Genomic DNA, 24,554 nt, shown 5'->3' with positions numbered 1-24,554 from the left:
GAAACCGTTGGGAAGCGGCCGGGATCCGGTTGTTTGGGTTGGTTTCAGGCGGCGCCCTTCAATGGGATACTTTCGAGCGCGCGTCCGGATGGGTCGAAACGGTGGATGGCGCCGGCGACGGGCGAGACGCCGAGATTGTCGCCGGGCTGGTGGCGCGAAACGCCTGTTTCGCGAACGACCAGCGGTTCCGGTGTGCCGATATCGAGATAGACGAAGCTGTCGGAACCGAGGATTTCGGAGTGGATCACCGTGCCCTTCCAGGCGGGTTCTCTGCTGGTGATCTCGATGTGTTCGGCGCGCACCCCGATCGTGTGGGCGTTGTAGGGTGCGGAGAATTCGCCGGTGAGGAAGTTCATCTTCGGCGAGCCGATGAAGCCGGCGACGAAGAGGGAATTCGGGGTTTCGTAGAGCTCGAGCGGCGTGCCGATCTGCTCGACGACACCATCGCGCAATACGCAGATGCGGTCGGCGAGCGTCATCGCCTCGACCTGGTCGTGGGTGACGTAGATCATCGTCGTGTCATGCATGCTGCGGTGAAGCTTGGCGATCTCAAGCCGCGTGGCGACGCGTAGTGCGGCATCGAGGTTCGACAGCGGCTCGTCGAAGAGGAAGACCTTGGGATCGCGGACGATGGCGCGGCCGATCGCGACGCGCTGGCGCTGGCCGCCGGAGAGCTGGCGGGGCAGGCGCTCCAGATAGGGCGAGAGCTGCAGCATGCCGGCTGCCTGCTCGACGCGGGCCTTGCATTCTTCCTTCGTGCGGCCCGACAGTTTCATGCCGAAAGCCATGTTGTCGAAGACGGTCATGTGCGGATAGAGCGCGTAGGACTGGAAGACCATGGCGATGCCGCGCTTGGAGGGCGAGAGCTGGTTTACCGCCTGGCCATCGAAGGAGAGCGTGCCCTCGGAGATGTCCTCCAGGCCGGAGATCAGCCGCAGAAGCGTGGACTTGCCGCAGCCGGACGGGCCGACGAAGACCATGAATTCACCCTTGCGGATATCCATGGTGACGCCCTTGATGACTTCGAGAGCGCCGAAGCTCTTTCTGATATTGTCGAGTCTAATCTGTGCCATATCGTGCTTTCTTCAACCTTTGACGCCGCCGGCGGTGAGGCCGGAAATGATCCGGCGCTGGAATATGAGCACCAGGACAACGACAGGGACCGTGACGATGACGGATGCCGCCATGATGTTGCCCCACGGAATCTCGAACTGGCTCCCGCCCGACAAGAGGGCGATTGCGACCGGCACGGTTCGCTGCGCGTCCGAAGACGTAAAGGTTAGGGCGAAAAGGAATTCGTTCCAGGCCGTAATGAAGGCGAGCAGGCCGGTCGTGACCAAAGCTGGCCACATCAGCGGCATGAAAACCTGCGTGATGATGACCCATGGAGAGGCCCCATCGACGATCGCTGCTTCCTCGATTTCGATGGGCAGATCGCGCATGAAGGTGGTCAGAACCCAGACCGTGAAGGGCAGGGTGAAGATCATGTAGGAGAAGATCAGCGCGAACGGCGTGTTGAAGATGCCGATCCAGCGGATCAGCTCGAACAGGCCGGCCAGCACCGCGATCTGCGGGAACATCGAGACCGAGAGGATCGTCAGCATCAGCAGCGCGCGGCCGCGGAAATGCACGCGGGCGAGAGCATAGGATGCGGTGACGGCGAGCAGCAACGAGGCGGCGACGACGCAGACGGCGACCAGCAGCGAATTGCCGAGGCTGTGGATGAAGCTGCCCGTGGTGAGCACGTTGGCGTAGTTCGCAAACGAGATCGAGGTCGGCCAGTATTCGATTGCGAACAGCGCCGTGCCGGATTTGAAGCTGGTCAGGATCGCGTAATAGAAGGGGAAGACCGCGATGATGACGATGATGCCGACGAGGAGATAGAAAAGGGTGTTTTTCGTGGCTGTGAGAAGCATCAGCGTTCACTCCCGCCGAGGTTGACGCGGCCGAGCCACATGTAGAGCACGGTGACGGTGGCGATGAGCAGGAAGAGAACCGTCGAGGCGGTGGCGCCATAGGCGAACTTGTCGAAGTCGAAGAGGTTCTCTCTCGCCATCACCGACATGGTCTTGGTCTGCGCGTTGTTTGGCGTCAGCACGTAGATCAGGTCGAAGATGCGCATGGCGTCGAGCATGCGGAAGATGACGGCGACCATGATCGCGGGACGGATCAGCGGCAGCGTCAGGCGCCAGAAGACCTTGACCGGGTTGATGCCGTCGATCTTGGCGGCCTCGTAGATATCGCCGGGCACCATCTGCAGGCCGGCGAGGATGAGGAGCGCCATGAAGGGCGTGGTCTTCCAGACGTCGACGATCAGGACAGCGATCATCGCGGTTTCAGGATTGGCGGTCCAGGCGATCTTCTGGCTGATTAGGCCGAGCGCCATGAAGAGATCGTTCAGGATGCCGAACTGGTCGTTGAGCATCCAGGCCCACATCTTGGCCGAGACGATGGTGGGGATCGCCCAGGGGATGAGGATTGCGGCGCGCACGATGCCGCGGCCGACGAACTGGGCGTTTAGGACAAGAGCAACGATAAGGCCGAGGGCGGTTTCGATCAGCACGGAAAGCACGGTGAATTTCATCGTGTTCCACACCGCGTTCCACCAGGCGGGGTCGGCGAGCAGGCCCTTGTAGACGGTGCGGCCGCTCTTCAGCGTGATCCAGGTGAGGTAATTGTCGAAGCCGACGAACTTGGCGTCGCCGAGACTGGTGAGCGAGGCGTTGGTGAAGCTGAAATAGATGGTGCGAAACAGCGGCCAGCCGGCGACGACGGCGAGGATGAACAGCGTCGGCGCCAGGAACATCCAGGCGGAACGGACGCGGTCGGCCTTCAGGTCCGACGAGGTGGCCCTGGCGCGCGTCTGCGCTTTCAGGCCTTCAGATACTGCAACTTCACTCATGAGATACCCGCTTCCTGAGACGATTGACGGTGGCGTCCTTCGGAGCGCCGGCAGCGGATAGCCTGCCGCCGGCGCATCGATGGATTACCAGTTGTCGCCCTTAAGCGACGTCAGGTCGGCTTCGAGAAGCTCGAGGTTTTCAGCGGCCGTGCCATTGCCCGACAGCGTGTTGTGGACGGCGGTCCAGAACTTGGCCGAGACCTCGTTGTACTTGACCTTGGCCGAAGCCGAGGGGCGCGGCACGGCGTTTTCGAAGATCGGCTTCCAGTTCGGCATGAAGGGGGCTGCTGCAGCGATGTCCTTGTCGTCATAGAGAGCGGACAGCGTCGGCAGGTTGGAGAGCTCGATGGCGCGCTGCTTCTGGCTTTCCTTGGAGGTCAGGAACTTGACGAGTTCGATCGCGACCTCGGGGTTCTGCGAGTATTTGGAGACGGCGAGGTTCCAGCCGCCCAGCGTCGAGGACGGCTTGTCGCCATCGGCCGCTGCCGGAAGCGTGGTTACGTCGAACTTGCCCTTCACGGCGCTGTCAGGGCCGTTGCCGAGCGCATAGGCATAAGGCCAGTTGCGCATGAAGACGGCGTTGCCGGTCTGCCAGACGCCGCGTGATTCTTCTTCCTGGTAGGCGAGCACGCCGCCTGGAGAGATGGTGCCGACCCAGCCCTTGGCGCGCTCGATGGCGGCCGCGGCCTTCTCGTTGTTGATCGAGATGGTGCCGTCGGTCTCGATGATCTGGCCGCCGCCGGAGGATTTGATCCACTCCAGCGCGTTGCAGGTCAGGCCTTCATAGGCGTTGCCCTGGAAGACGTAGCCCCAGAGGTCCTTCTGGCCGCCTTCGCGCTCCTTGTCCTGGATTTCCTTGGCAGTCGCGGCCATCTCGTCCCAGGTCTTCGGCGGCTGCTTGCCGTACTTGTCGAGCAGGTCCTTGCGGTAGAAGAGGGCGGGCGCGTCGGTATAGAGTGGCATGGCCACGAGGCGGCCGTTAACGGTCTGCGACTGGATGATCGAAGGGAAGAAATCGCCCACGACGTCCTTGGCGGCATCCTTGAGATCGAGGAACTGGTCGGCCAGCTGCGGCGCCCAGATCACGTCGGTCTGGTAGACGTCGACGTCCTTGTTGCCGGCGGCGAGCCACAGGCGGTACTGCGAGAACTGCTCGGTCGACGAGGACGGCATGGTGACGATGCTGACCTTGTTGCCGGTCGCCTTTTCGAAGGCGTCGAGCTGCTTGCGGAACAGGTCGAGGTTTTTACCGGTGGAGCTTGCAGAGATGCTGATGTTGGCGGCGTAGGACGGCATGGCCACGCCGATGAGCGCGGCCGCGATGACGGCCGTCGTGAAACGAAACTTCATGATCTTCCTCCCAAAAAGAACCATTGCGTTCTCAAATTTGAAAACGATTTGGTTGGAAAAAATTGTCAGAAGCGCGATATCAAGTCAAGCGGGTAGTTTGGTGATGGCTTTGACTTGCCGAAATCGGCGATTTCTCATTTAAAAACAATGGAATGCGGCAATGCGTGGATGTGGAGAACGTCGGGCGCTGTGTGTCGATTGTAATTGAGCATTGAAATCGGTTTGGCTGATGTGCGGTTTTTGTGCCAAATATCGACGGATTGGCTTATAGGGTGTGTGAGGGGTTCAATAGCGGGCGATGAAAGACGTGTCGGTGCATGAAGCTTAGAGAGTTCGCAAAACAGCTCGGATTGTCGCCGACGACGGTCAGCCGCGCGCTGAGCGGCTATCCGGAAGTGAGCGAAGTGACCCGCGCGCGGGTGGCGGAGGAGGCCGTTCGGCTCGGCTATCGGCCGAACGTCAACGCCGTCAGATTGAAGACCGGGCGGGCAGGTGCGATCGGCGTGGTGATGGGGCGGGCGGGTGAGTTTCACTTCGCCGAGTTCATGGCGGGGATGGCCGAGAGGCTGTTGACCGAGGACACCGACATTCTCGTCATTCCGATGGCCGATCCCGATCACAATGACGAGATGCAGCTCTATCGGCGTCTGGTGGAAAGCCAAAGGGTCGACGCGATCATCGTGCATTCGCCGCGCCCCAACGACGAGCGGATCGCGCTGCTGCACAAGCTTGGCATGCCGTTTCTGGTCCACGGCCGCTCCGATATCGACGTGCCGCATGCTTGGCTCGACATCGACAACGAGGGTGCTGTGCGCCGCGCCACCTCGCATCTCATCGATCTCGGCCATACCAGGATCGCCATGATCAATGGCCGCCCGGGCGCGACCTATGCACTGCATCGCGACAAGGGCTACCGCGAGGCGCTGCAGAGCCGGGGTATCGAACTCGATCCCCAGTTGATCGCCAGTGGCAATTTCACCGACGAGCTCGGCTTCCGCTTCGCCCGCTCACTGCTTGAGCAGTCCAATCCGCCGACCGCGATCGTCGCCGGCTCGATGATGACGGCGCTTGGTGTCTATCGTGCGGTTCGCTCGCTCGGGTTGCAGGTTGGTCGCGAGGTTTCCGTCATCGCTCATGACGACGTGTTTCCCTATCTGACGGCCGACAACATGGCGCCTTCGCTCTCGGCGACGCGCTCGTCGATGCGCGCGGCGGGCACGCGGTGCGCGGATCTGGTGCTGCAGCTGGTGTCCGGCCGGTCGCCGCTCGACATCCACGAGCTGTGGCCGGTCGAGCTTATCCTGCGCGAATCAACGGCGCCGGTGCAGCGCTGATTTTGGCGGGCGACGCAGGTCGCTGAACGCCCGTTTGCTGGGTTGCAACCTGAAAGTGGTAAATTATCCCTCGTTTCCGGGCGGATCTGGAAATTTGATTTACGTCCCTCGATAAATTCAGCCGCCAATTGATTGAATTTTTACGATAGGGGACTAATATTACCTATAGTTGCTTATGCAGTCGGCCGGCCCGCTGGCCGATGACGCAACTGTTCCCCTCTGGAGGTTTTGAAGACCTTCATGACTACGGCCACCGTCACGAGCGGTGGCTTTTTTTTGGCCGCGCGATGGCGCCGGCCGTTAGCGGAACTTTGTCCGATGGCCGCCGTTGTCTCCTCAGATATGCAAAGGAGACAGTTCATGCAGGTCATCGGCACGCAGGTCATTCCGGAGCAAGGCGGGAGACGAGGATTTACGGTCGAGTTCGTCGGCAAGGGCGGCGAGGTCGTGTCCGTGCTGTTGCGCAAGGACATGGACCGGACGCTGACGTCGAACAATGCGATCGATCGGGCCAAGGCGGTCATGGGCGAGTTGGCGTCGTTCGATGAGACCGCCGCGCTTTCGAGCGTGGAAACCGGCGCGGCACAGCCGAGCGCCCGGGCAGCCGGCGATGTGGACGAGATGGAGGATCAGCTGGCGCAGGGGCTGGAGGACAGCTTCCCGGCAAGCGATCCGGTTTCGGTCACCTCATCCGCCATCCCGACGGGCAAGGTGCGCAAGCACTAGACTGCTCTCTCCACGCCTGGGATCGCGCAGGCCTCTCCACCGCCGAACATGCGCGAGCGGGTGAGGAAGCGCTTTTCCCGGCCGTTATCCAGCGAGAACATACCGCCGCGACCGGCAACGACGTCGATGATCAGCTGCGTGTGCTTCCAGGCTTCGAACTGGCTGGCGCTGATGTAGACCGGCACGCCCGATATTTCGCCAAGCTTCACGTCATGGTCGCCGACGATGAAATCGTCGGCCGGGTAGCACATGGGCGAAGACCCGTCGCAGCAACCGCCGGACTGATGGAAGAGGATGTCTGGATAATCGCGCCTGATTTCGTCGATCAGGGCGACGGCGGCGTCTGTTGCGAGAACGCGGAGTTCTCCATTGACTGTGGTGTCCATTGCGTTCTCCTCTGTATGCGGTGTGTTTCTCTCCTCCATATGCGTTCGTGGCCCCCTCATCCGGCTGCCGCCACCTTCTCCCCGAGGGGAGAAGGGGAATGCCGCGCTGGCCACGAGTCCCTTCTCCCCAGCGGGGAGAAGATGCCGGCAGGTCAGGTGCAACGCGTTGCACCGGAGATGAGGGGGCCACGCGCACGACTTCAAATAGAGCCCATCTCCGCTCGTGGAAGCCTCGTGGAGAAAGAGGCAAGGAGGGGTGTTGCGGATGCCCTCCCTGCTGTCGAAAAGCCTCAGAAGAAACCGAGCTTCTTTTCGCTGTAGCTGACCAGCATGTTCTTGGTCTGCTGGTAGTGGTCGAGCATCATCTTGTGGGTCTCGCGGCCGATGCCGGATTGCTTGTAGCCGCCGAAGGCCGCGTGGGCCGGGTAGGCGTGGTAGCAATTGGTCCAGACGCGGCCGGCCTGGATTTCACGGCCGAAGCGATAAGCGCGGTTGCCGTTGCGGGTCCAGACACCGGCGCCGAGGCCGTAGAGCGTGTCGTTGGCGATCGACAATGCTTCGGCTTCGTCCTTGAAGGTGGTGACCGACACGACCGGGCCGAAGATCTCTTCCTGGAACACGCGCATCTTGTTGTGGCCGGCAAAGATCGTCGGCTTGATGTAATAGCCGCTTGCCAGTTCGCCGCCGAGGTCGTTGCGCGAACCGCCGGTCAGCACTTTTGCGCCTTCCTGCTTGCCGATGTCGAGATAGGCGAGGATCTTCTCCATCTGCTCGTTGGATGCCTGGGCACCGATCATCGTGGCGCTGTCGAGCGGGTTGCCCTGCACGATGGCTTCGACGCGCTTGACGGCGCGTTCCATGAAGCGGTCGTAGATCTTTTCATGCACCAGCGCGCGGCTCGGGCATGTGCAGACCTCGCCCTGGTTCAGCGCGAACATCGCAAAGCCTTCCAGCGCCTTGTCGAAGAAGTCGTCGTCCTCGTCGGCCACGTCGGCGAAGAAGATGTTGGGCGACTTGCCGCCGAGCTCGAGCGTGACGGGGATCAGGTTCTGGCTGGCATATTGCATGATCAGCCGGCCCGTCGTGGTTTCGCCGGTAAAGGCGATCTTGGCGATGCGCGGGCTGGATGCCAGCGGCTTGCCGGCCTCGAGGCCGAAGCCGTTGACGATGTTGAGAACGCCTGGTGGCAGCAGGTCGCCGATGATCTCGGCCCAGACGAGCAGCGAGGCAGGGGTCTGTTCGGCCGGCTTGATGACGACGCAGTTGCCGGCGGCAAGAGCGGGCGCCAGCTTCCAGGCGGCCATCAGGATCGGGAAGTTCCAGGGAATGATCTGGCCGACGACGCCGAGCGGTTCATGGAAGTGATAGGCGACGGTGTCGTTGTCGATCTCGCCGATCGAGCCTTCCTGGGCGCGTACGCAGGAGGCGAAATAGCGGAAGTGGTCGATGGCGAGCGGAATGTCGGCGGCCATGGTTTCGCGGATCGGCTTGCCGTTGTCCCAGGTCTCGGCCTGCGCCAGAACTTCCAGCTTGTCCTCCATCCGCTGGGCGATCTTCATCAGGATATTGGCGCGCTCGGTGACCGAGGTGCGGGCCCACTTGTCCTTGGCGGCGTGGGCGGCATCGAGCGCTGCGTTGATGTCCTTTTCGCTGGAGCGGGGAATTTCGCAGAGCTTGCCGCCGGTGACGGGGGTGATGTTGTCGAAATACTTGCCTTCGATCGGCTCGCGCCATTCGCCGCCGATGTAGTTCCCGTATTTCAGCTTGAACGGCGACTCGACGATTTTCTGATGCAGCATGTCATCCTCCCTTGAGATGAGCCAGGTTCGGACGTGAACCCGTGGGAGGAAATCTGCGCGTCTTTTGTGTCGAGATACAGCGCCACCGAGCGATACCGCAGCGCACAGTGTCGCATCGCTGCTACATCAGTGCAGCCTACAATAGGATCAGTGCAGATTGAGCTTCTTCATCTTGCGATGCAGCGTGGCGCGGCTCATGCCGAGCGCGATCGCGGCCTGCGAGACGTTGCCGCTGGAGCGCGTCAGCGCCCTCAGCAATGCCGCGCGTTCGGCCTCGATGAGATCCTCGTCGTCGGACATGCGGGTCTCGTGCAGGGCATCGGCGGCCGGAATGCCGGCGGCGATGCTGCGGTCGTCGAGCTTCAGTGCCAGGCGTGCGGCGCGGGTGGCGCCGAGTACGAGGTCGTGGCGATCGACGGCGAGAAGGGCCGCCGCCGGGTTGGCGCCTGCGGGCACCATCACGAAGCGAGCGCCTGCATAGGCGCTGCGGAAGAGGTTAATCTCGATGCGCATGGCGGCGTCGCGCACCATCTGCGCGAGAATGCCGAGCGTCATTTCGTTGACGTCCTCGCGGCAGGTGGAGATGTCGAGCGCGGCCGCGAGTTGCCCGCGATGATCGCGGATCGGCGATGTCGTGCAGCTGAGCTTGATGTTGGAGCAGAAGAAGTGCTGGTCGCGGAAGATCGAAACCGAGCGCTCGTCTGCCAGCGCCGTGCCGATGCCGTTGGTGCCGATGCTGGCTTCCGTCCAGACCGAGCCGGTCCAGAGGCCGAGATCGTGAAACTCCTTGTCGTCACCGATGGCACCGCGGCGCACAAGCGCGATGCCGTCGCGGTCGGTCAACAGCAGGCAGCAGCCGGCTTTGCCCGCTGTGGTGAAAAGGCGGTCGAGCTCGTCGGTGGCGTTGGCGATCAGCTGCTCGGATTGTTCACGCGCCCGCTTGAACTCCTGGTCCATGAGGCGCAGTGGCGTGCGCCGCTCTTCGGGCGCCAGCTGGTGCATGGCGATGCAACGGCGCCACGAGGCGACCACCGAAGAACTTGCCGCGGCTGAATCGCGCTGCGTGCACGTATAGACATGCTCCGCATGGGCAGAGTGTTCGTGCATCGGGGTTCCTCCCATCAAAGAGCTGCAGCTCCTACCACCACAGATCATCGACAGGAGTGTGACGAAAATACATGTTCTTGGCAACTCGCGGCAATGTGAGCGTTCGCTTGGACTTCACGGCGCGGAGCGCACCTGTCTCAGATCTGCGACAGTTGGACGTGTGAGGACTACGCGGAACTTTCCTGCCGCTGCGCTGTTTCTGCTCCAATCGGCAAGGGAGGCAGGTTTCGATGACGCATGTCCGCAAGACCGAGCACAAACGCAGCCATTTCGATGCGCGCGATCGGCTGATCGTCGCGCTCTACGCGCAGCTGAAGGCCGAGCGTGAAACCCGCGAGACGCTGGAGTGGGTGATCCGCCACGGCGCGCTGTCGAGCGAAGTGCTGGAGGCGATCGCCGGCGATCCGGTTCCTGTCGTCACGAGCGAGGATATCGCCTCGGTGGAAAAGATCGTGGCGCTGGACCAGCGCCGGCGCAACAAGGGGCGGGAGGAATAGACATGGCAGCGCGGGCGAGCTGGAAGGGGCATCTGAAGGTGGGCGATCTTGTCTGCGCGGTGGGGCTCTACACCGCGGTATCGGTTGCCGACCGCATCTCCTTCAACATCATCAATCGCAAGACCGGCCATCGCGTCGAGCGCCAGTTCATCGACAGCGAGACCGGAAAGCCGGTGGAGCGCGACGACCAGGTGAAGGGCTACCGGCTGGATAGCGGCGACTATGTCATGATCGAAGGCGAGGAGCTTGCCGCGTTCGCACCCGAGAGCGACAAGCTTCTGACGGTGCAGGGGTTCGTTCCCTATGACGAGATCAACAAGCTCTATTTCGACCGGCCCTATTATCTGGCGCCAGTGAGCGAGGACGACGAGGAGGCGCTGGCGCTGATCGCGCGGGCGATGCGCGACCAGAAGGTCGCCGCACTGGGGGAGGCCGTTCTCTTCCGCAAGACGCGTACCGTGCTGATCAGGCCGCAGGACGACTGCATCGTGGCGACCACGCTGAACTACGATTACGAGGTGCGCAACGCCGAGACGGTGTTCAAGGATATTCCGGACATCAAGTTCGACAAGGAAATGATCGAGCTCGCCGGCCATATCATCGGCACCAAGAAGGGCAGCTTCAATCCCAGGGATTACGAGGATCGCTATGAGGCAGCGCTCGCCGAACTCGTGCAGGCAAAGATCGAGGGCAGGGCGCTGCCCAAGCGCAAGTCCGAACCGAAGGGCAAGGTGATCGACCTGATGGAGGCGTTGCGCGAGAGCGCGAAGATGAGCGGCAAGGCGAGCGGGAAAGCGACGGGCAAGACCGCTGCCAAGAGTGCTGCGCGCGGTAGCGGCGGCTCGAAGAAGGCGAGCTGACCATGGCGCTCGAGACCTATCACGCCAAGCGCGATTTCAAGCGGACGCCGGAGCCACGCGGCGGCAAACGCGCCAGTGCGGCGCGCGACAGCAATGCGCTGAGCTTCGTGATCCAGAAACACGACGCGACGCGGCTGCATTACGACTTCAGGCTGGAAATGGACGGGGTGCTGAAAAGCTGGGCGGTGACGCGCGGGCCGAGCCTCAATCCCGACGACAAGCGCCTGGCGGTGCATGTGGAAGACCACCCGCTCGACTATGGCGACTTCGAGGGCATCATTCCAAAGGGCGAGTATGGCGGAGGCACCGTCATCGTCTGGGATCGTGGCACATGGGCGCCGCATGGTGACATGCACAAGGCCTACAAGAAGGGCCACATGGAGTTCGACCTCGATGGCGACAAGCTGAAGGGGCGGTGGCATCTGGTGCGGATGCATGGCAAACCCGGCGAAACCAGGGAGAACTGGCTGCTGATCAAGGCCGAGGACGAGGAGGCGCGCGCCAAGGGCGATATCCTGAAGCTGCGGCCTGAATCGGCAAAGACCGGCCGGAAGATTGAGGAGGTGGCCAAGAATCCCGATGCCGCGTGGCACTCGCGACCCAAGGGTGCGGCTAGCGCGAATGACAGCAAGGCGTCCGCTCCCCGACCGAAGGCCGCCAGGGCCAAGGCGGCTTCGCGCCAATGGCCGGATGGCGCGGTAAAGGCTGATCTGCCTGACTTTATAGAGCCCGCGCTTGCCAAGCTGAAGCCGAAACCGCCTGCCGGCGACGAGTGGGTGCACGAGATCAAGTTCGATGGCTACAGGCTGCAGATCAGGATCGACCACGGCAAGGTGACGATGCTGACCCGCACGGGGCTGGACTGGACGGCGCGGTTTGGCGAGACGCTTGCCAAGGCGTTTTCGGAGCTGCCGGTGCAATCGGCCTTGATCGATGGCGAAGTGGTGGTCGAGCGCGACAATGGCGCTTCGGACTTCTCCGCGTTGCAGAGCGATCTCAGCGACGGGCGCAAGGACCGTTTCGTGTTCTACGCCTTCGACCTTCTGCATCTCGATGGGCATGACATGCGCGAGGTATCGCTGCTCTCGCGCAAGGCCTTGCTGGAGACGCTTCTCTCGCCCGACGATCCGACGCTGCGCTACAGCAGCCATTTCACGGAGAAGGGGTCTCTGGTGCTCGACCACGCCTGCGGGCTGGGGCTGGAGGGCGTGATCTCCAAGCGCGGCGACAGCACCTATAGCTCGGGGCGCACGGGCGAGTGGATCAAGTCCAAATGCTCGAAACGGCAGGAGTTCGTGATCGGCGGCTTCGTGCCCTCGACGGCGACGAAGAACGCCATCGGTTCGCTCGCCATGGGCTATTACAAGGACGGCAAGCTGCACTATGTCGGACGGGTCGGCACCGGCTTCTCGGTCGCGACCGCCAAGATGCTGCACGAACGTCTCTCGGAGGACACTCAAACGAAAACCGCCTTCGACGATGCGCTTTCGGCCGAGGCCCGGCGCGGGCTTGTGCACGTCAAGCCGAAGCTTGTGGCTGATGTGGAGTTTCAGGCATGGTCGGCGGACGGCAATCTGCGGCATGCGGCATTTCGCGGGCTGCGCGAGGACAAGGCGGCGGGGGATGTGATGCGCGAGACCGAGAAGAGCAAGGCCGAGCCGGCGCCGCAATCGAGCGTCACGCTCACCCATCCGGATCGCATCTACTGGCCGGACGAGGGTGTCACCAAGCAGGGACTTGCAGACTATTACGCGCAGGTCTGGCGCTTCATGGAGCCATTCGTGGTCAACCGCCCGCTGGCGCTGCTGCGCTGCCCCGATGGTATCGCCGGGCACCAGCGCTTCTTCCAGAAGCATGCCTGGAAGGGGATGAACGCCCATATCGAGGAGATCGCGGACCCGAAGGACAGGGGCGGCGAAAAGCTGCTGCGGATCGGCGATTTCGACGGGCTCGTCGCGCTCGTGCAATCGGCCGTCCTGGAGATCCACCCCTGGGGGGCGACGACCGCGAGCTTTGAGAAGCCCGTCATGATCACCATGGATCTCGATCCGGCCGACGATGTTGCCTGGGCCGAGGTGATCGCGGCGGCCGAAGAACTCAAGCAGCGGCTCGAGGCTGCGGGGCTGGCGGCCTTCGTCAAGACCTCCGGCGGCAAGGGTCTCCATGTGGTGACACCGCTGAAGCCGAAGGCCGGGTGGGTGCAGGTGAAGGCCTTCGCGAAGGGGCTGGCGGACGCGATGACGAAAGATCAGCCGGACAGATATCTGGCGACCGCCACCAAGTCGAAGCGCAACGGCAAGATCTTCATCGATTATCTCCGTAACGGCCGCGGCAACACGGCCGTCGCCGCCTATTCGACCCGCGCGCGGCCGGGTGCCGCCGTATCGATGCCGCTCGATTGGAGCGAATTGACCGAGGAGATTGGCCCGGCCTATTTCACGGTCGACAACACGCCGTCACGGATGAATTCGTTGGCAAGCGATCCCTGGGCGGATTTCTTCAAGGCCGCCGCGCCGCTTGAAAAGCGCAAGCGAGGCTAGCCTGGCATTCTCGCCGAGCTAGTGCTTCGGCCGTCCGCCATCCTTGGCGATGCTCTTCTTCAGCGCGTCCATGATGTTGACGACGTTGCCGGTGGATTTGACCGGCGTGCGCTTCGATGCCGCCACGGGCTTCGGCAGGCTCTTCTGCTTGGCGCGGATCATCGCCCGGATACGTTTCTGCACCGGGTCAGTAACCATCGAGGGTTTCCATTCCTCGGTGCGGTCCTTCACCAGCTTGCTCATCAGCGCGAGCACCTTCTGATCCGCTTTGGCGGCAAGATCGACCGTGCCAGCCGGCTCGCGGACCTCGTCGCCGAAGTGCAGCGTCCAGAGCACGATGCCCTTGCCCTGCGGCTCGAGCAGCACGGCGCGTTCGCGGCGGTAAAGCACGAGGCGTGCGATGCCGACGACATCGTTTGCCTTCATCGCCTCGCGGATGACGCAGAAGGCCTCGACGCCGACCTTGTCTTCCGGCGCCAGGAAATGCGGCTTGTCGTACCAGATCCAATCGATCGAGCCGCGCGGCACGAAGCTCGATATGTCGATCGTGCGGGTGCTCTCCAGCCCGACCTCGCTGATCTCGTCGTCCTCCAGAATGACATAGTCGTCCTCGCCACGCGGATAGCCCTTGACCTGGTCCTTGTCAGAGATCGGCTTGTGGGTGACGCTGTCGACGTAGCGGCTTTCGACGCGATTTCTGGTCTTGCGGTTCAGCACATGAAACCGCAGCTGGTTACTGTCCGTGGTCGCCGGCGTCAGCGATACCGACGCGGTCACGAGCGACAGCTTGAGATAACCCTTCCAATAGGTCTGACGCGCCATCCGATGCCGGCGCCTTGGCGCCCCTCCAAGCCGCAATACGGCGATGCCGCTTCAACGGTTGGAACGCGGATTTTGTTCCCTCGATTGGTGCTCGGCGCCGCATCTCCCAAGGGCGTCGAGCATCATATGGAGGTCAGCGGATCAGCTGAAAGCGCGTCTCGAACTCTCAGATCCAGCGAAATGTCGCGTTGCCGCGTTTATCGACCTTGCCGAGTTCGATAGAGGCCCATCTTCCGCTCGACGTGTCAGCGAGACGGACGCTCGGCTTCCCGAAAATCATCCCGAGAAAGCGTGGACAGCCGCGGATTTTTCCGCCGCCATCATCGGCTGTGAAAATGCACTGACGGGACATGGATGTCCCGGATACTGCTATTATTCCAGTCTTTGGCATGTGTGGTTCCCGTCACTATCATGCTCCCGACACGAATAGTTGCGCGGCTTTTTCCCGATGGCAAGCGTAAAATTCACGGGTTTGTCATATTCAGATACTTCGTATGAAAGCAAACGTTAACCTTCAACTATGTTCAAGCACATAGCCGGCGGCTGCTGACAATACACCCAATTGGATGATGCGGTGCAGCATCAATGGGAGAAAATGCTGCGCCTGCGGGTTGAGGTGATTTGCGCCAACAGCTATCTGGTGCCTGAATGTGCGGATGATCCGCAGACAAGAGGGCGCCGCTACATGATTCCTGAATTTCTCGTCACGCATTCCGGTGGCTTCCACGCCGACGAACTGCTGTCCACCGTCGTTCTGACCCGGCTTTTTCCCGAGGCGCGCATCATGCGCAGCCGTGCGCCGGAATGGATCACGCCCGGTCCCGACAGGATCATCTACGATGTCGGCGGCGCCTATGAAGCGGACGCTGGTATCTTCGACCATCATCAGCGCGGCGCGCCGCTGCGTGACGACGGCCAGCCCTACAGCTCGTTCGGCCTGATCTGGAAGCATTTCGGGCGCGACTATCTCGCCGCATCGGGTGTTCCAGAGGCTGACATCGACGATATTCACGCCTCCTTCGACGGCAGCTTCGTGCTGCCGATCGATCTTACCGACAATGGCGCGCTCAGCCCTTCCGGACCGCTGGCCGGGCTGACGCTGCCCGCACTTCTGGAAACGCTGAAGCCGGTCTTCGACGAGACCGATCCCGGCGCGGACGACCGCGCCTTTCACGCCGCACTTGCGATTGCCCGCAGCTTCGTCGAGGCGCGGATCGGCAAGAGTGCCGCGAAGCGCAGGGCCGAGGCGCTGGTGCACAAGGCGATCGTCGCCGCCGGCGACAACCGCGTGCTGGAACTGCCGATGGGCATGCCCTTTCGCCCCGCTATCATCAAGGCCGGCGCCGACCACCTGCTCTTCGTCGTCCACCCGCGCGACAAGGACTGGTGCGTGACCGGCATTCGCCGCGAGGAAGAAGGCTTCGCGCTGCGCGCCGACCTGCCGGCCGCATGGGCCGGCCTCACCAACGGCGACCTCGAAGCCGCCTCCGGCGTCCAAGGCGCCAGCTTCTGCCACAACGGCCGCTTCATCGCGGCGGCCAAGAGCCGCGAAGCGGCGCTGAAGATGGCGGAGATTGCGGTGGCTGAGGCTGTGGGGGAGGCATAGGGGGGAGTGCGAGAGGGACGTCTTCGTTTGCCTCACTCGGTACCTTCAAATGTTAATCGTCAGCAAGGTGCCAACTGACCACCACTAAGAGGAGGACTCGCATGCACGAAAACAAGGTCTTGGCCGCAATCAGAGACGCGCTCTATCGCAACCTTCCGCATATGAAGGAGACGTCCGAGGGGCGCTCTGAGATCGAGAAGATCGCAGTCGAGGCAATGACAAACATCAGGGAGCAAGCCATTATTTTTGCTTCCGCTGGCGAAAAGCCGAACCGGTGAGGCCCCTGCGTTTGCCACGACGCAAACCGCCCCTCAAATCGCCTTCAAGACTGCCTTGGCGGTAACTGTAGTTGCTTGATTATTTCCGGAATTGAAGGCCGAGATTCTGACAAGGACGTCCAGCCACACCGTGGATTGGGGTTGAAAATAAAAAAACAGATACTTCAGTGAGTAAATGGTGGGCCCGGAGGGACTCGAACCCCCAACCAAGCGGTTATGAGCCGCCGGCTCTAACCATTGAGCTACAGGCCCTGGCGGCCTTTGCGGCGCCGTGCAGCGGCGCAATGGTTCGCCGGTGCTCGTTGCGTCTAACGCAATTTCAGAGCGGTCACAAGTCATTGCCGCAATAGCTTCACAATCAAACGGCAAGAGGGATCGGTAAGTCACAATCGGGGAGTGAAACAATGCCATTGCTGAACACCAAGAGCTTTGCCGCCGGTCTCTTTCTCAGCCTGCCGGTGCTTGCTGCTGCAGGCCTGCCCGCATTTGCGGCCGATGCGCCGCGCCAGGCGGTCATCACCGTGATCGGCGAGGGGCGGGCGACGATGGCGCCGGATATGGCGGTCTTGACCTTCTCCGTCGTCAAGCAGGAGAAGACCGCGCGCGAGGCGCTCGACAACAACAACAAGGCGATGAGCGATGTGCTCGCGGCGCTGAAGACGGCCGGTATCGCCGAGCGCGATCTGCAGACCTCGGGCTTTTCCGTGCAGCCGCAATATCGCTATCCGCAGGGGACCGACGGGCAGCAGCTGCCGCCGGAGCTCATCGGCTATCAGGTTTCCAACGCCCTGACGGTGCGGGTGCGCGATCTCTCGAAGCTCGGCGGGATCATCGATCAGTCGGTGACGCTCGGCGTCAACCAGGGCGGTGATATCCAGTTCACCAATGACAAGCCCGACAGCGCGGTCGAAGAGGCGCGCAAGAACGCGGTGGCGGATGCCATCGCGCGGGCTAAGACGCTTGCGTCGGCCGCCGGCGTCAAGCTCGGCAATGTCATCGAGATCAACGAAAACGGTCCGCGACCGCAGCCAATGCCCGTCATGCGGGCGGCTATGATGAAGTCGGAGGCCGATTCAGCCGTGCCGATCCAGGGCGGCGAAAGCAGCTACAATATCCAGGTGAACGTTACATTCGCGATCGCCCAGTAGTCCGATCCGTCCCTTCGTTAATCTAAGTTACCAAAAGATTGCCGTTGATATTCGCTTGGATATCAACGGCTTATCTTTTTGTGAACACAGCTGTGGCCAGGCTGCGGCAGAAAAGCGCTTTATCACGCGTATATTACACTATAACATCGATCGTGTTATTCGGTCCGGCCGGGAACTTGAGTTCTGCTTTCGGCGTTAGTGCGGACCGATGAGGAGGAATTGGCTTTATCCCTGCAAAGAGGAGACAGACATGTCGAATGCCTTGCCGCCACTTCACAATGGGCACGCCCCGTTCACCCTTCAAGAGCTCTTTCGCGACGCTCTTTATGCGTTTGAAGAGTGGGATGCGGAACTGACCGAACCGATCGTCACGTTCGAAGGCCGGGTGGTTCCGATCAGCAGCGTCTTCGAGGCCATGCGCCAATGCGACGACATCGTGCCGATGAATATCGTCGGCGCCGTTACCGAGCGACTGACGAAACCCTGGGAGGGCGAAGGCCCGCTTGACCAGATGACGTTTTCGACCGCCGCCCGCGTCATGGGCGTGCTGGTGCGCAAGCGCCTGCACGTGACGGGAACGCCCGATATCGTGGCCGTTGCCGCCGTTCCCGATGAAAGCCGCTCGCGCGGTTGATTTTTCGATGCCGCGGTCGCTTCGGCGGCCGCGTCTCGCACTTGAGTCCTGAAGATTTGGGCTCTTTCTGGTGCTCGATTGATGCGCCACACGCGACCTAGAGCCTTTCCTGGTTAGATTGAAACATTCTGTTGGCTCAAACGGAGTCGGATGGTCGTCCGGCCGGCGCGCGTCGTAGCCAACGCATACGGCCAAGCCGGCCGGACGATCAGGCGGCCCGTTTCAGCCAACCCCCGCTGGTTTGCTTTGCAAACCGGCTAGGGGCCGGGCATCTTTCCGCCAGGATCAAAGGCGATTGGCTCGACCGTACCCGGGGTATGCCCTTCGCCAATCGCCTTTGCCCTGACGAAAACCTGCTCCGGCAGAATGCTTCAAGCTAACCAGGAAAGGCTCTAGAGGTCGAACGCTTCCTTCAGTCCCTGTCCCTTGCGCTCACGCAGATCGAGGTCGGCTTCGATATGCGCGATGTGATGCAGCATGAGATGACAGGCGCGGTCGAGATCCTTGGCTTCGATCGCCGAGACGATGTCGCCATGCTCGTTGTGGCCGCAGCTCGATATGGTCGACTGGCCGTAGAGCGCGATGACAAGCGAGGAGCGGGCCACGAGTTCCTCCATGAAACGCTGCATGATCGTATTGCCGGAGATGGCGGCAAGCGTCAGGTGAAAGTCGCCGGATGCCTTGATTTCGGCACGCCGGGCCGTCTGGCCACGCTCGCTTATCAGGCGGCTTTCTTCCAGCAGCAGTTGCCGCAGGTGCTGGATCTCTGATGTCGTGATCCTTGCTGCCGCCTCGCGCAGGATGCCGGGCTCGATCAGCCGGCGGGCGGCAAAGATCTGGCGGGCTTCATCGGGAGAGGGGTAGGCCACGAAGGCGCCGCGGTTCTTCTCGACGCTGACAAGCCCCTCATAGGAGAGCGCCTGCAGGGCCGCGCGCGCCAGTGTGCGGCTGACATTGAAGAGATTGCCGACATCGCTTTCCGACAGCTTGGTTCCCGGCGACAGGCGGCGCTCGACGATCGCGTCGCGAATGGCGTCGCGAATCCGCTGCGCGCCGGTCTCGGTGGGCTCTTCGGTCGTCAGAAGCGCATTGGCTGCGGAGTTCATGAGGCGGGATGTCCTGTGATCGGCCGATGATAGCCATATTCAGCCGAAAAGTTAAACGGAATTTGCGAGCAATGCAGCGGTCAAATTGTATACGATTATTTGCGCAAATTGCAGACGAAAGCCTATTTCATGTGCAGGCATATCCGAGGGTCGAATTTTAGTCATTTTGATATTTCCAGGAAAATTCAATATTCGTAATGACTTGATGCACTGCGGCAGAAACTGGCACGGCGAATGCATCGTATTCCTCGAACAGGGGAAGACACGATGTCGAAAGCGGCAGAGATCGATATAGCATCCGTTTCGAAGGTGTATGGCGCCACCACCGCCGTGCACGCAATCAGCCTGAAGATACCGGCTGGTTCCTATTGTTGCTTCCTGGGGCCATCGGGCTGCGGCAAGACGTCGACGCTTCGGATGATCGCCGGGCATGAAAGCATTTCGTCGGGCGATATCCGCCTCGGCAATACCGTCGTCACCGATTTTCCGCCGGCCAAGCGCGGCACGGCGATGATGTTCCAGTCCTACGCGCTCTTCCCGCATCTCGACCTGATCGACAATGTCGCCTTCAGCCTGAAGATGAAGGGTGTGGAGAAGGAGGAGCGTCGCGCCAAGGCGCTGGAGATGCTGAAGCTTATGCAGATGGAGGCCTATGCCAACAGGCGTCCGGCGCAGCTTTCCGGCGGCCAGCAGCAGCGCGTGGCGCTTGCCCGCGCGCTGATCACCGATCCCGAGGCGCTGCTCCTCGACGAGCCGCTGTCGGCGCTCGATCCGTTTCTCAAGATCCGCATGCGCGCGGAGCTCAAGAAGCTGCAGAAAACGCTGGGGATCACCTTCGTGCATGTGACGCACAGCCAGGAAGAGGCGATGGCGCTCGCCGATATCATCGTGATCATGAACGACGGCAAGATCGAGCAGGCGGCGACGCCGCGCAAGGTGTTCGAGGAGCCGGCCACCGCCTTCGTGGCGCGGTTCATGGGCGATCACAACGTGCTGACGGGCCGCGTGACTTCAGCCAAGGACGGCCTGATCACGCTCGATGTTCCGGAGGGGCAGAGCTTTACGGTGCGCGGCGCGGGCAGGGAGGTCGGCGAGGTCGTCGATATCGGCATCCGCACGGACCGGGTTCGTCTGGCCAGCGCCACCGACAAGACGCTCGGCTTCAACGGCATCATCTCCAACATCGAATATCGCGGCGCCTCGGTGAAGATCACCGTGGTCGGCGCGGGCAGCGATGACTTCACGGTCATTGCGTCCGACGGCGATTATTTCGCCAACCCCGCATCCGTCGGCGATGCGGTGTCCCTGAGTTGGGCTCTGGAGGACGCCGTTCTCCTTGGCCGCGTTTCGGCATGAATCTCAATTACCACAAAAACCAGAGGGAACTGACATGACTGATACAACGAAAACCACCAAGAAGGGTCTGCTCGACAAGGGCGTGTCGCGCCGCGGCCTGCTGAAGACGGGTGCTGCCGCCCTTGGTGCGGCCGCAGGCTCCGGGCTCATCACCGGTTTCCCGACCATCTGGGCGCAGTCGAACATCACGCTTCGCCAGTTCGGCACCGGCGTTTCCAACATCAACGCCATTGCCGAGCAGTGCAAGAAGGACCTCGGCATCACGCTCGAGATGACGGCGACCGATTCCGACGCCGCCGCCCAGCGCGCCGTCACGCAGCCCGATAGCTACGACATCGCCGACATCGAATACTGGATCCTGAAGAAGGTCTATCCGACCGGCGTCATCCAGCCGATGGATGTGAAGAAGCTGAAGTATTACGACAAGGTCGTTCCGCTCTTCAAGAACGGCAAGCTGAAGCCGGATAGCGTGATCGCGCAGGGAACCGCTCCGCACACGGTCGGCTATGTCGAGAGCGCGGATGCCAAGACCTTCGCCAAGGGCGAGACCGAGCTCTTCACCATGATGCCGACGATCTACAATGCCGACACGCTCGGCATTCGTCCTGACCTCGTCGGCCGCGAGATCGGCAGCTGGGCCGATATCATGGACCCGAAGTTCAAGGGCAAGACCTCGATCCTCAACATCCCGTCGATCGGCATCATGGATGCCGCGATGATCATGGAAGCGCTCGGCAACATCAAGTACGCCGACAAGGGCAACATGACCAAGGAAGAGATCGACAAGACGATCGAATTCCTGATCAAGGCCAAGCAGGACGGCCAGTTCCGCGCTTTCTGGAAGTCGTTCGACGAGTCCGTCAACCTGATGGCATCGGGCGAAGTCGTCATCCAGTCCATGTGGTCGCCGGCGGTTGCCGCCGTCCGCTCCAAGGGCATCGCCTGCAAGTATCAGCCGCTCAAGGAAGGCTACCGCTCATGGGGCGGCGGTCTCGGCCTTGCCTCGCACCTCAAGGGCGCCGAGCTCGACGCGGCCTACGAGTACATCAACTGGTACACATCCGGCTGGGTCGGCGGCTACCTCAACCGCCAGGGCTACTACTCGGCCTGCATGGACACCGCCAAGGGCTTCATGACCGAGGACGAGTGGGGCTACTGGATCGAAGGCAAGGCCGCCAAGGGCGATATTCTGTCGCCCGAGGGCAAGGTCATGGAGAAGGCCGGCGCTATTCGCGACGGCGGCTCGTTCGAAGAGCGCATGGGCCATGTCGCGTGCTGGAATTCCGTCATGGACGAGGACCGCTACATGGTTCGCCGCTGGAACGAGTTCATCGCGGCTTAAAGGCGATCTGGGATCTCTCCTTCCAATCGCGGGAGGGGAGGTTCTGCCGTGGGTTACCCCCCTCTGTCCTGCCGGACATCTCCCCCACAAGGAGGGAGATCGGCTCGTGGCCTGCTCCCCACCCAAGCAACGAGCGTGGAGCGAGCGGTTGCGCCCAGCCAATCTCCCCACCTGTGGGGGAGATGCCCGGCAGGGCAGAGGGGGGCGCCACGCAACGCAATGCCAACCGGAAAAGGGATCAGCGATGGCGACGATCGCTTCAGCAGAGACAAACGAGACGACCGAGCGGGTGCGCAGCCCGGGCTTTCGGCTGGCGCCGTGGGCGGCCTCCTATCTCCAGGCGACGCCGCTAATCCTGATCCTCGGCTTCTTCTTCATCCTGCCGATCGCGATGATCGCGGTGGTCAGCTTCTGGGATTACGACTTCGCCGGTCTCTATCCCGATTTCCTGACGATGAACTACACCGAGACGCTCGGCTCGTGGGTCACGTGGAAGACCTATCTGAACACGCTGAAATTCACCGTCATCGTCTGGGCGCTCACCGTCTTCATCGGTTTCTGGGTCGCCTATTTCCTCGCCTTTCACATCCGCCGCACGTCGACGCAGATGATCCTGTTTCTGGTCTGCACCGTGCCGTTCATGACGTCCAACATCATCCGCATGATCTCCTGGATCCCGGTGCTCGGCCGCAACGGGCTGGTCAATTCGGCGCTGATTAAGATGGGTATCATCCCGCAGCCGATCGAGTGGCTGCTCTATTCCGATTTCGCCGTGGTGCTTGCCATGGTGCATCTCTACACGTTGTTCATGGTGACGCCGATCTTCAATACGCTGATGCGCATCGACCGCTCGCTGTTCGAGGCGGCGCGCGACGCGGGCGCCAGCGGCTGGCAGATCCTCTGGAATGTCGTCATCCCGCTTGCCAAGCCCGGCATCGCCATCGGCTCGATCTTCGTCGTCACGCTCGTGATGGCCGATTTCTCGACGGTGCAGGTCATGTCCGGCGGGCAGAGCGCCTCGGTGGCGCTGATGATGAAGAACCAGATGTCGCTGCTGCAATATCCGGCCGCCGCCGCCAATGCCGTCGTGCTTCTGATCGTCGTGTTGATGATGGTCGCCGCCATCCTGCGCGTTGTCGATATCCGCAAGGAGCTTTGAGATGAGCCACGAAAAGCGCACCTGGGAATTCTATCTTCTGGCCGCCTTCTTCATCGTCTTCGTGCTGTTCCTCTACGGCCCGCTGTCGGCGATCCTGATCCTCTCCTTCCAGGGGCCGGATGGCGGCCTGACATTCCCGCTCAACGGCGTCTCGGTCCACTGGTTCTTCAACCTGTTCGAAAAGCAGGCGGTGGGTGACTTCGGGGCATCCTTCCGCCGGTCGTTCACGCTCGGCTTCATGGTGATGATCGTCACCGTCGTGGTGTCGCTGCTGGCGGGGCTTGCGTTTCGCCGCCGCTTCCGTGGCGCCACCTTGCTGTTCTACGCGACGGTCGCCAGCCTCGTGGTGCCGTCGATCATCATTTCGCTCGGTATCGGCGTGGTGTTCCAGCAGGGCGGGCTGAAGCCGGCCTGGTACTCGTCGGCCTTCGGCGCGCATCTGACATGGACGCTGCCCTTCGGCGTGCTGATCATGTTCGCCGTCTTCAACCGCTTCTCGCCGGCTTACGAAGAGGCGGCGCGCGATCTCGGGGCGACGTCGTGGCAGACCTTCGTGCATGTCGTGCTGCCGATGATCGCGCCCAGCCTGATCGGCGTCGGCCTGTTCGGCTTCACGCTCTCCTATGACGAATTCGCCCGCACGCTGATGACCTCTGGCAGCTACAACACGCTGCCGCTGGAGATCTACGGGATGACGACCAACGTGACGACGCCGGTGCTCTATGCGCTCGGCACGGTGACGACGCTGTTTTCCTTCACCATCATTCTCGTCGCGCTCGGCATCATGATGATGCTGCGCGGGCGCCAGGCAAAGACAAGCTGATCTCATGCGCATCCTCATCGTCAATCCGAACACGACATCAAGCATGACCGAGAAGGCGGCGACCGCCGCACGGCTCGTTGCCGCCAGCGGCACCGAGATTATCGCCGCCACCTCGAGAATGGGGCCGGTGTCGATCGAGGGGCATTATGACGGGGCGCTCGCCATTCCCGGTCTGCTGACGGAGCTCAAGGAGCGGGCAGGGACCTATGACGCCGCCGTCATCGCATGCTTCGATGATACAGGGCTTGAAGCGGCGCGCAGTTTCGCCGACGTGCCGGTGCTCGGGCTCTGCGAAGCCGCCGTCGCCACCGCCGGCTTCCTGGCGCAGCGCTTCACCGTGGTGACGACGCTGGAGCGCTCGCGGGTGCTGATCGACAATCTCGTGCGTCGCTATGGCATGGGCGATCGGGCAAAGGTCCGGGCGTCTGACATTCCGGTGCTGGAGCTCGAAGACGAGGCGTCGGGCGCGATCGGCAAGCTGCGCGCGGAGATCGAGCGGGCGCTTGATGAGGATGGCGCCGAGGCGATCGTGCTCGGCTGCGCCGGGATGACCGATCTGGCGCGTGAGCTGCAGGAGATCTACGGCGTGCCTGTCGTCGATGGCGTGGCGGCGGCCGTCAAGCAGGCCGAGGCGCTGGTGTCGCTTGGTCTGTCGACGAGCAAGCGCGGCTCCTACGCGGCGCCGCTTGCCAAGCCCTTTATCGGCGAGATGAGCCGGTTCGCACCGATGCAGGCAGCGGGCTGAGGCCTGCCGCGAGACCGTCGCCTCACATAGTGTA

The 24,554-nt window shown here is 62.0% G+C and carries 24 protein-coding genes and 1 tRNA gene; 14 read left to right on the top strand and 11 right to left on the bottom strand.

Annotated features, from left to right (window positions below):
• Positions 1-44: 44 nt before the first annotated feature.
• The 4 genes from ACVTFQ_RS11120 to ACVTFQ_RS11105 form a co-directional block, all read right to left on the bottom strand.
• Positions 45-1,073 carry an ABC transporter ATP-binding protein gene (locus ACVTFQ_RS11120; RefSeq protein WP_111562161.1) on the bottom strand — a complete coding sequence of 343 codons (1,029 nt, stop codon included), beginning with the start codon at positions 1,071-1,073 and terminating at the stop codon, positions 45-47.
• Between the two features lie 12 nt (positions 1,074-1,085).
• The gene (locus tag ACVTFQ_RS11115) at positions 1,086-1,916 is read right to left on the bottom strand and encodes a carbohydrate ABC transporter permease (protein ID WP_111562160.1); all 831 of its coding nucleotides are present in this window, start codon (positions 1,914-1,916) and stop codon (positions 1,086-1,088) included.
• Positions 1,916-2,902 carry a carbohydrate ABC transporter permease gene (locus ACVTFQ_RS11110; RefSeq protein ID WP_111562159.1) on the bottom strand — a complete coding sequence of 329 codons (987 nt, stop codon included), beginning with the start codon at positions 2,900-2,902 and terminating at the stop codon, positions 1,916-1,918. Before ACVTFQ_RS11110 ends, ACVTFQ_RS11115 begins: the two co-directional genes overlap by 1 nt.
• Before the next feature lie 84 nt (positions 2,903-2,986).
• On the bottom strand, positions 2,987-4,252 hold the full coding sequence (locus tag ACVTFQ_RS11105) for an ABC transporter substrate-binding protein (protein WP_112437191.1): 1,266 nt from the start codon (positions 4,250-4,252) through the stop codon (positions 2,987-2,989).
• 317 nt (positions 4,253-4,569) lie between these two features.
• On the opposite strand from ACVTFQ_RS11105, the gene ACVTFQ_RS11100 reads away from it, so the two are divergent.
• Positions 4,570-5,586 carry a substrate-binding domain-containing protein gene (locus ACVTFQ_RS11100; RefSeq protein WP_018897489.1) on the top strand — a complete coding sequence of 339 codons (1,017 nt, stop codon included), beginning with the start codon at positions 4,570-4,572 and terminating at the stop codon, positions 5,584-5,586.
• Positions 5,587-5,946: 360 nt separating this feature from the next.
• Positions 5,947-6,312 (top strand): hypothetical protein, encoded by a 366-nt coding sequence (locus ACVTFQ_RS11095; protein WP_018897490.1) that lies wholly within the window; start codon positions 5,947-5,949, stop codon positions 6,310-6,312.
• Here the strand turns inward: ACVTFQ_RS11095 and ACVTFQ_RS11090 are convergent.
• The 3 genes from ACVTFQ_RS11090 to ACVTFQ_RS11080 all read right to left on the bottom strand — a co-directional run bounded on the left by ACVTFQ_RS11090 (position 6,309) and on the right by ACVTFQ_RS11080 (position 9,604).
• Positions 6,309-6,698, bottom strand: coding sequence for a DUF779 domain-containing protein (locus tag ACVTFQ_RS11090; protein ID WP_111562158.1), 390 nt, complete (start codon positions 6,696-6,698; stop codon positions 6,309-6,311). The two genes, ACVTFQ_RS11095 and ACVTFQ_RS11090, sit on opposite strands and share 4 nt — an antisense overlap.
• Before the next feature lie 290 nt (positions 6,699-6,988).
• Positions 6,989-8,497, bottom strand: a complete 1,509-nt coding sequence (gene adh, locus ACVTFQ_RS11085) for an aldehyde dehydrogenase (protein ID WP_018897492.1) — start codon at positions 8,495-8,497, stop codon at positions 6,989-6,991.
• Positions 8,498-8,644: 147 nt separating this feature from the next.
• Positions 8,645-9,604, bottom strand: a complete 960-nt coding sequence (locus ACVTFQ_RS11080) for a helix-turn-helix domain-containing protein (RefSeq protein WP_112437188.1) — start codon at positions 9,602-9,604, stop codon at positions 8,645-8,647.
• Between the two features lie 230 nt (positions 9,605-9,834).
• Between ACVTFQ_RS11080 and ACVTFQ_RS11075 the strand changes: the two genes are divergently transcribed.
• Genes ACVTFQ_RS11075 through ligD form a run of 3 tightly spaced genes read left to right on the top strand, consistent with a single transcriptional unit; the run spans position 9,835 to position 13,501 of the window.
• Positions 9,835-10,101 (top strand): hypothetical protein, encoded by a 267-nt coding sequence (locus ACVTFQ_RS11075; protein ID WP_111562156.1) that lies wholly within the window; start codon positions 9,835-9,837, stop codon positions 10,099-10,101.
• A 2-nt stretch (positions 10,102-10,103) separates the two neighbouring features.
• Positions 10,104-10,961, top strand: coding sequence for a non-homologous end joining protein Ku (gene ku / locus ACVTFQ_RS11070; RefSeq protein WP_111562155.1), 858 nt, complete (start codon positions 10,104-10,106; stop codon positions 10,959-10,961).
• Positions 10,962-10,963: 2 nt separating this feature from the next.
• Complete coding sequence (ligD, locus tag ACVTFQ_RS11065) at positions 10,964-13,501, top strand: DNA ligase D (RefSeq protein ID WP_112437190.1); 2,538 nt, start codon at positions 10,964-10,966, stop codon at positions 13,499-13,501.
• 18 nt (positions 13,502-13,519) lie between these two features.
• Here the strand turns inward: ligD and ku (ACVTFQ_RS11060) are convergent, their stop codons facing one another.
• Together ku (ACVTFQ_RS11060) and ACVTFQ_RS11055 are read right to left on the bottom strand one after the other, a co-directional pair.
• The gene (gene ku / locus ACVTFQ_RS11060) at positions 13,520-14,323 is read right to left on the bottom strand and encodes a non-homologous end joining protein Ku (protein ID WP_111562153.1); all 804 of its coding nucleotides are present in this window, start codon (positions 14,321-14,323) and stop codon (positions 13,520-13,522) included.
• 514 nt (positions 14,324-14,837) lie between these two features.
• A complete protein-coding gene (locus tag ACVTFQ_RS11055) occupies positions 14,838-15,035 on the bottom strand; it encodes a hypothetical protein (protein ID WP_470423891.1) in 198 nt (65 codons plus the stop codon).
• Between ACVTFQ_RS11055 and ACVTFQ_RS11050 the strand changes: the two genes are divergently transcribed.
• Positions 15,009-15,929 carry an MYG1 family protein gene (locus ACVTFQ_RS11050; protein ID WP_111562261.1) on the top strand — a complete coding sequence of 307 codons (921 nt, stop codon included), beginning with the start codon at positions 15,009-15,011 and terminating at the stop codon, positions 15,927-15,929. The two genes, ACVTFQ_RS11055 and ACVTFQ_RS11050, sit on opposite strands and share 27 nt — an antisense overlap.
• Before the next feature lie 101 nt (positions 15,930-16,030).
• Positions 16,031-16,207 (top strand): hypothetical protein, encoded by a 177-nt coding sequence (locus ACVTFQ_RS11045; RefSeq protein WP_156144761.1) that lies wholly within the window; start codon positions 16,031-16,033, stop codon positions 16,205-16,207.
• A gap of 176 nt (positions 16,208-16,383) precedes the next feature.
• On the opposite strand, the gene ACVTFQ_RS11040 is transcribed toward ACVTFQ_RS11045, so the two are convergent.
• Positions 16,384-16,459: transfer RNA gene (locus ACVTFQ_RS11040), tRNA-Ile, on the bottom strand.
• 152 nt (positions 16,460-16,611) lie between these two features.
• Between ACVTFQ_RS11040 and ACVTFQ_RS11035 the strand changes: the two genes are divergently transcribed.
• Together ACVTFQ_RS11035 and ACVTFQ_RS11030 are read left to right on the top strand one after the other, a co-directional pair.
• On the top strand, positions 16,612-17,355 hold the full coding sequence (locus ACVTFQ_RS11035) for an SIMPL domain-containing protein (protein WP_111562152.1): 744 nt from the start codon (positions 16,612-16,614) through the stop codon (positions 17,353-17,355).
• A gap of 250 nt (positions 17,356-17,605) precedes the next feature.
• Positions 17,606-17,989, top strand: coding sequence for a BRA0787 family protein (locus ACVTFQ_RS11030; RefSeq protein ID WP_047505903.1), 384 nt, complete (start codon positions 17,606-17,608; stop codon positions 17,987-17,989).
• Positions 17,990-18,381: 392 nt separating this feature from the next.
• Here the strand turns inward: ACVTFQ_RS11030 and ACVTFQ_RS11025 are convergent, their stop codons facing one another.
• Positions 18,382-19,095, bottom strand: a complete 714-nt coding sequence (locus tag ACVTFQ_RS11025; RefSeq protein WP_313761082.1) for a GntR family transcriptional regulator — start codon at positions 19,093-19,095, stop codon at positions 18,382-18,384.
• Between the two features lie 267 nt (positions 19,096-19,362).
• On the opposite strand from ACVTFQ_RS11025, the gene ACVTFQ_RS11020 reads away from it, so the two are divergent.
• From ACVTFQ_RS11020 to ACVTFQ_RS11000, 5 genes are all read left to right on the top strand, one after another.
• Positions 19,363-20,451: an ABC transporter ATP-binding protein gene (locus tag ACVTFQ_RS11020; protein ID WP_111562151.1), complete on the top strand. Its 1,089-nt coding sequence runs from the start codon at positions 19,363-19,365 to the stop codon at positions 20,449-20,451.
• Between the two features lie 34 nt (positions 20,452-20,485).
• Positions 20,486-21,793, top strand: a complete 1,308-nt coding sequence (locus tag ACVTFQ_RS11015; protein WP_111562150.1) for an ABC transporter substrate-binding protein — start codon at positions 20,486-20,488, stop codon at positions 21,791-21,793.
• A gap of 244 nt (positions 21,794-22,037) precedes the next feature.
• Positions 22,038-22,952: an ABC transporter permease gene (locus ACVTFQ_RS11010; protein ID WP_111562149.1), complete on the top strand. Its 915-nt coding sequence runs from the start codon at positions 22,038-22,040 to the stop codon at positions 22,950-22,952.
• A 1-nt stretch (position 22,953) separates the two neighbouring features.
• Complete coding sequence (locus ACVTFQ_RS11005; protein ID WP_111562148.1) at positions 22,954-23,775, top strand: ABC transporter permease; 822 nt, start codon at positions 22,954-22,956, stop codon at positions 23,773-23,775.
• A 4-nt stretch (positions 23,776-23,779) separates the two neighbouring features.
• Positions 23,780-24,520, top strand: a complete 741-nt coding sequence (locus ACVTFQ_RS11000; protein WP_111562147.1) for an aspartate/glutamate racemase family protein — start codon at positions 23,780-23,782, stop codon at positions 24,518-24,520.
• Positions 24,521-24,554 lie beyond the last annotated feature (34 nt).

The sequence above is a fragment of the Rhizobium sp. O111 genome, assembly GCF_055616315.1.
Note: the sequence above shows the minus strand (reverse complement) of the source record. Positions and strands in the feature narration are given on the sequence as shown.